Consider the following 6,882-nt stretch of genomic DNA (forward strand, 5'->3'; position numbering starts at 1 on the left):
GCTTTTGTTTTACCCACAAGTAAACGACATAAACCAGAATAATAAACAGCGTAAAATACTATTCTTTTTCCCATCCAATATTTTATAGATTCAATATTCTGTTGATTTTCAGTTAGCAAAACCGATTGATTAAATTCCCGGTTTTCTAGCTTGGTGAATCCTCATGGGTTCTCTATGGCAGACTGTTTCTATGACTAATCAAACACCTAACTCCGACGTGGTTAACCTCGCTTCTTCTGAGGCCGAGTCTCAAGACAACTTCACTCCTGTAACGACCGAAGAGGGTAAGCTGCAGCAGCTTATTGAATGGCTCGAAGAACACGTCTCGGCCTATTCCTACTTGAGCGAGGTTGTCCCGTTGGGTGCCTCTGAAGAAGACATCAAGAAGGCTCGTGCGTCAGTCAATGACCGCGGTGCTCGTATGCCCGACGCTATTATTCACGGTTCGATGATGGTCTTGGGGGCGGCCGTCAACCATTCTTCGCCATACCTTGCGTATGCCGATGGCAAGGTTGAAGTAACGGATACGACAGTGGGGGAGAGTCCTAGCGTTCCGGTTCGAGTTTTTGTTCCGCAGGATCCAACCGGATCTGTGGTAGTTGCCGCACACGGCGGCGCTTTTTGGATGGGTGACGGCAGTCTGCGTGAGAATTCCTTCGGCCCAAATATGGCTGCCCTGGCAGCCCGATCGGGCGCAATTGTTGTGGATGTGGACTACCGGCTCGCACCAGAGCACAAGGTGTCTGAGGCCGTCAATGACATTGCCCGGGTAGTCGCATCTGTCGCAGATGATTCGTTGCAGCTTCAGAAATTGGGTGCAATGCCCATCAGCGATCAGAACCCGATAGTTCTCTATGGCGTCTCTTCAGGCGGGCACAACGTTGTTTGCGCGGTAGACCAGATTAGTCAGGAAACGCCGGTTGCTCTGTTGCTCGTTGCTCCGGCCCTAGATTTGCGTGGTGCGCCTGCGGTGTGGTTGCAGGCATTCTTCGGCACCTCTGACGATTCGGCAAAGGAAGTGTCACCGGGTTTGCATGAGCCGTCGCGAAGCATGCGTGTCCACGTTCAGGCGGCCTCCCGCGATACTGTCGTTCGTCCAGCTACCGAGTACCTGAAGAAGGTCGAGGAGGCGGGTGGAGAGGTCTCTCAGGCAGAATTCTTGGCAACTCACCAGATTGCGGTTCCAAAGGTTCAGCGAGAGCAGATTACGGACGCAGCGAGGTTCATTCTAGAGGTCACTCACACGGAACGTGAGCTGCCAGAGGACCCGGCAGGTGAATACGATAAGGAAGCGATTGACCGGCAGAACGAAGAGTCCTGGGGCAAGAGCTAGTCAACCCGTTTCAGTTCCCAATGGCGCTCTCGCTGTGCATGTGAGCGCCGCGGTTGAGAGCGCTGGTAAGGGAAATCCGGGGGGCGGGGCGGCAACACCTCTGTGTAAAAAGGTCGGGGCGAACAGGCCCCGACTAGTCCAGCGGCAGGAGGTTGCGCTTCGTTGCGTGGACCTCTTCCACCCGGTCGATGTTGCGTTCGAGGACATTCCAATCGTTGACCGGAATATTGCGCTGGGCTTGAGCGATGACTGCCTTATCCGGAGTGGACCACGCGAGGGGCACTGGGGTGATTTCATCGTAGAACTCGGTGCGGCTCTTATGCGTACCGGCCACAGCAACAGCTGGCACCTTCGCGCCCACGCGGCGGGGAACCCCGGAAATCGTGGTGACAGTACGTGTAGCCAGGGCCGGGACGGGCTCTCCATCGGAGGGGTTTTTACGCATGTCCACCAAGGTCATCAGCACCATGGTTCGCTCATCCACACGCGCAATCATGGCCGGAACCAGCGGGGATTCGTCGTAAAGCTCTTGCGGATCCTTGATTGCGCGTCGCACCTGGAAGGTAACGCCGACGTAGAGAGCCGCGAGGGCGAAAAGCACAACCGCGCTGCCGATAACAAACGGCGTGCGGTCGAAAACTACTAGAACCAGCACAGCGCCGACGAGCAGCAGAGCAGAGAAAATGCCGGAGGAGATGAGCAGTCGGCGGGCATCGCGGTAGTACTCGTTGTTGGCGTTGGTGTGCTCGCGGTTGACGGGGAAGTGAAAGTTCATGGCAGTCCTTTAGTTATCCATTTTTCTAGGATTCCGAGCAAGCGGTGGAATCGCCGGGCAGGGTTGGGCCGAGGTACTCATCTGCGTCGACGATTCGGTAGGCGTAGCCCTGTTCCGCCAGGAAACGCTGGCGATGAGCTGCATATTCAGTATCGAGCGTATCGCGAGTCACCACCGAGTAAAAGACGGCGCCACCACCATCGGACTTCGGGCGCAGGAGACGCCCCAGACGCTGTGCCTCCTCCTGTCGGGAACCGAAGGTGCCGGAAATTTGCACGGCGACAGAGGCTTCGGGAAGGTCGATGGAGAAGTTCGCAACCTTGGAGACCACCAGCGTGTTGATCTCGCCGCGCCGGAACTTCCCAAAGAGCTCCTCGCGTTTGGCGTTGGACGTCTTTCCTTCGATGACATCGACGCCCAGTTCCTCGCCAATCTCTTCGAGCTGATCCAGGTAGGCACCAATCACCAGAGCGGGTTCGCCCTCGTGTCGGGCAAGGATTTGCTTGACGACGGGAATCTTCGTCGGCGTCGTTGCGGCCAGGCGATACCTGTCGGAGGCTTCAGCCGTGGCGTAGAGCATGCGCTCGGACTCGGTCGGGGTCACGCGGACCTCAACGCAGTCAGCCGGTGCGATCCAGCCCTGGGCTTCGATGTCCTTCCATGGGGCGTCGTAGCGCTTCGGGCCGATCAGGCTGAAGACGTCGCCCTCGCGCCCATCTTCGCGCACCAGGGTGGCGGTGAGCCCCAGTCGACGGCGCGACTGCAGATCAGCGCTCATTCGGAACACAGGAGCGGGCAGGAGGTGGACCTCGTCGTAGATGATGAGGCCCCAGTCGCGGGAATCGAATAGCTCGAGTGCGCGGTATTCCCCCTTGGTCTTGCGCGTGACCACTTGGTAGGTCGCAATGGTGACGGGGCGAATTTCCTTCTTTTCGCCGGAGTACTCGCCGATTTCGTCCTCGGTCAGCGAGGTGCGTCGCAGCAGTTCGTCGCGCCACTGCCTACCGGCAACCGTGTTGGTGACCAGGATCAAAGTGGTGCGCTGCGCGTCTACCATGGCCGCCGCGCCGACGATTGTTTTGCCTGCGCCACAGGGCAGCACCACAACGCCGGAGCCGCCTTCACGGAAGGAATCAGCCGCCATGCGTTGGTAGTCGCGCAGTTCCCAGGTGTCGTCACCTCCGGTGCCCTGATCCTGCCAAGCGATGGCGTGTGCCTCACCGTCGATGTAGCCGGCGGTGTCATTGGCAGGCCAGCCGACCTTCAGCAGCTCCTGTTTGATTCGGCCTCGCTCGGAGGGGTGCACGGTCCAGGTGTCGGCATCGATTTGCTCACCGAGCATCGGACGAATCTTTTTGTGCTTGGTCACCTCGGCCAGTACCGCAGGGTCGTGTGAGACCAGAATAAGGCCGTGAGCTGGATGCTTGGTCAGGCTCAAGCGACCGTAGCGGTCCATGGTCTCCGCGACGTCGATAAGCAGGGGCTGTGGGACGGGGAACTTGGAAAAGCGTTCGAGGACGTCGACCACCTGCTCCGCGTCGTGACCGGCGGCGCGGGCATTCCACAGCGCCAGCGGGGTGATGCGGTAGGTGTGCACATGTTCAGGAGCACGTTCGAGCTCCGCGAACGGTGCCAGCGCCGCGCGTGCCGCATCCGCCTCCGGATTATCGACCTCCAGCAGCACCGTCTTATCCGATTGGACGATCAGAGGACCCGTACCGAAACCCATTATCTCCTCGCCTCGCAGACATTCGAGCAAAAATAAGCTAAAGGTCAATTCTGCCACGATTACGCAGAAGATGCGGCACGGGCTCGAATCATCCCGAACCGCCACATTCGCTTTTGCATCGCTTTACGACGGTCCCCGCGCCCGCCGCCTAGTCGACAGGATGTACTTCGGTAATGCGATGCAGCAGGAAGCGCAGCACTTGGCTGGTGGCCGGATCGATAGCATCGACCTGCCCACCGGAGACGGTGACTGGGCGCACGCGCTTGCGGCCGGGTTTGCCGTTGCGGTCAACGTAGCTTAGATACAGGTCGTCACCGTGGCGAGCCGCGCGCTGCAGAAGCTTGAATGCCTCGGTGCCGGAGGCGTAGTCGCTCGTGTCACCGGTGCTAGCGCTGGCACCGGCAACCGTTCCCGTACCTGTCCCCGAATCCGCAGCCGAGCCAGAGACCCCAGCAGTGCTGCCACTGGCTGTAGCGCCACTGGAACTACCGGCGTGCTCGGCAGCACGGTTGCCATCGGCAATAACCGTCAACGCCTGGCTGATGCGTTCCGGTTCGGGCATCGTTGTACGCGCGGTGGGCACCGGAGCTGGCGCCTCAATGCGACAGGGAGCGCGACCGAGATCCAGCACCAAACCCTCTGCATCTTCGGCGATGATGGAAAAGCCCCCATTTCTAGCGGTCTCAATCACTTGGGCAAGCGGGGCCTGGCTAATCAGCACCGTTTCGGCAATCTTCCGCAACGCCAGGCTTTGTCCAGCCTGGTGACTTTGGAAAGAGGCCAGCAGGGCCGGATCGTCACAGCGGATAAACGAAGCTGCGGGGCCACCGCGGAGACGACCGTGGCGGCGGGCGACGTCGTCAAGCAGATAGGTAATGGACTGCGGCACCTCGCCGACGGCGTAGCGCGAGAGAAATTCGGAGATATCGGCGGCGTTGATGCCGGCGTCGAGGGCATCGCGAAGGCTGTCTTCGGTCACGCGGTAGACGCTGGCGAGGCCGGGAGATTCCAGTTGCGCAATCGAACTGAGCATGCGTTCCATCTCCGGGGATGCGGGGCCCGGCACGACGATGGTGTTGTCCGCCTGGACCATCAGGTACGAGGCGTTCGGCGGCAAGAGGTTGTTACAGGCAGCACGCAGATTGTCGAAGGCCTCGGCAGTGCCGGATTCGATGAGCGCGACCATGGCTTTGCCAACCTCGCTAAGGCCGACGGAAATCGTTTCCACACCAGGGTCCCGCACGACGATGCCGAGAGCGACCAGCTCGTCGACCACGCCACTGAGAATCTCGTCCGTGCACCTCGCGTTGGTGATCGGGTAGTAGTAGGCGGCGCATTCACGCAGGTCGGTCAGAGCAACGACGTTGTTGTCGCTTGCCGACGACGCCACCTGCGCACAGCAGGCCAGCACCATTTCCCGGATCGCTGGCACCCCGGAGAGCCGAGTTTGTGGGGAGAGCAGAGCAATGCGCTTGCCTTCCTCATTGAGCTGGTCGACCCGCCAGGGAGCTGCGTCGCTAGTGCGAGTGCCGACTGTCAAGCTCACCCACCGGTCAACCAGATCGGCGTCGAGGAAACCGTCGGCTGCCAGCGTGGGGGCGAAATAGTCACCACCGGTGTCGTGCAATGGCAGCGGATGCGGAGTGCCGACATGAACCAGGCCCGCTGCACCGAGGTTAGCCACGCCGCGAGCCAGCTCCGAGATGTCGACGCCGAGTTCCTCGATGAGATTGCGGGTTTCCCGCACTCCGATGACACCGTTTTTCAAGGTCGGTGCGGGGTTGGTTCCCAGTAGGTCCAGGAGGTCAGTCGCCTGTCGCAAAGTTTCCCAGGCAGTGGCGGCAGCACGGTCGTTACCGCTGGCAATCACATGAGTAGCGGGGGTTTCGGGGCGCAGGGGGACGTCGTCGTCGGCAAGCCCGACTCCACGCATAAGCGCGCGAACGGTGGCGGGTAGGCGGACGGTGCCCTCGTCGATGCGTTCGAGCAGGCCGGCGTTGATGAGCGCTGGGACCGGCAGCGAGGGGTCGGCATCCGGATGAGCGTCCTTTGTGACGCCGAGACCTCCGGAGTTGGCGAGCGTATCCAGGAGACGCTGCTGCCTGTCTGTGACCTTGGTGAGTGCCGTGCGTAGCTGGCTGCGGCTGGGGCCATCGGGATTGGGCAGAAGATACCAGCCGGGTGGCAACGAGGTGGCGACCTCATCGCTGAGACAGAAGTAGTCCTGCCAGGGCAGAGGCCTCTTGCGGGTGGACTTGCCGGTGAAGGTGCCGCGGGGGCCGGGGCCGTTTCCCCAGATGAGTCCGTATTCGCGCAGGGTATCGAGGCTTGTCCGAATATGTGTGGCCGTGGGCCGTTGATTGGCGGGGACCTCTGCTCGAGAGAGTAAATCGAGAATGTAGTCGATGAGGGCGTCCGCAGTGACGGGTTCGGCGTCGGCACCGAGGTCAGCGGCAGCCTCAATGCAGGCGAGCTCCAGTGCGGGCAGTTTGGTCAGCGCGCGGGAGACAGAAGCGCGGAGCTGGAGCCTTGCCGCTAGCACCTGGGACGACTTCGGCGGTGGCGACAGCGCATCGGGGCGATTGCTGAGGATAGTGCCCACAAATTGGTCTGGTTGACCTGCCAGCCAGTCGGAAAAGAGTGCAAAGGGGGTGGTGCTAGTCATGACAATCCCCACTTTAGTGAGATTTAAGGAGGGGAGAAGGTGACTGGGGAGAAAATTTTTGGGATAATCTCAGCATGGCTAACGTTGCAAAGAAATCCTATGTCGATCCCGGCTGGCCGAAGGACCTCGAGCCTGGTCAGCACGCTGTTACTGAACTGATTGCTCACCACGCTGGTGCAGATTCGCCTTTCGGCGACATTGAGTTCCCGGTTGATCCGGAGACTCTGGGTTACGTGCACCCGACCACGGTGATTAACAAGTAATCTTTTAGATTTTTAGCAGAGCTAGATCTGCTGGAAGCCCGCAGCCGTGACTGCTAGTTCAGTCGTGGCTGCGGGCTTCAAATATGAAACTGTGTGAGTTTATGACACTTTCAAGCC

At 60.1% G+C, this 6,882-nt stretch carries 5 protein-coding genes; 2 read left to right on the plus strand and 3 right to left on the minus strand.

The annotated features are described in order from the left end of the window. Positions 1-190 precede the first annotated feature (190 nt). Complete coding sequence (locus HMPREF2708_RS03715; RefSeq protein WP_070832526.1) at positions 191-1,333, plus strand: alpha/beta hydrolase; 1,143 nt, start codon at positions 191-193, stop codon at positions 1,331-1,333. Positions 1,334-1,466: 133 nt separating this feature from the next. On the opposite strand, the gene HMPREF2708_RS03720 is transcribed toward HMPREF2708_RS03715, so the two are convergent. The 3 genes from HMPREF2708_RS03720 to HMPREF2708_RS03730 all read right to left on the minus strand — a co-directional run bounded on the left by HMPREF2708_RS03720 (position 1,467) and on the right by HMPREF2708_RS03730 (position 6,502). Next, positions 1,467-2,108 (minus strand): DUF3239 domain-containing protein, encoded by a 642-nt coding sequence (locus HMPREF2708_RS03720; RefSeq protein ID WP_070832529.1) that lies wholly within the window; start codon positions 2,106-2,108, stop codon positions 1,467-1,469. Positions 2,109-2,133: 25 nt separating this feature from the next. Then, positions 2,134-3,837, minus strand: coding sequence for a DNA repair helicase XPB (locus tag HMPREF2708_RS03725; RefSeq protein ID WP_070832531.1), 1,704 nt, complete (start codon positions 3,835-3,837; stop codon positions 2,134-2,136). Between the two features lie 148 nt (positions 3,838-3,985). Beyond that, positions 3,986-6,502, minus strand: a complete 2,517-nt coding sequence (locus tag HMPREF2708_RS03730) for a helicase-associated domain-containing protein (protein WP_070832534.1) — start codon at positions 6,500-6,502, stop codon at positions 3,986-3,988. A gap of 74 nt (positions 6,503-6,576) precedes the next feature. Between HMPREF2708_RS03730 and HMPREF2708_RS03735 the strand changes: the two genes are divergently transcribed. Then, positions 6,577-6,765, plus strand: a complete 189-nt coding sequence (locus HMPREF2708_RS03735) for a hypothetical protein (RefSeq protein ID WP_016423317.1) — start codon at positions 6,577-6,579, stop codon at positions 6,763-6,765. Positions 6,766-6,882: the final 117 nt, after the last annotated feature.

The sequence above is a fragment of the Corynebacterium sp. HMSC073H12 genome, from assembly GCF_001837775.1.
GTDB lineage: Bacteria > Actinomycetota > Actinomycetes > Mycobacteriales > Mycobacteriaceae > Corynebacterium > Corynebacterium amycolatum.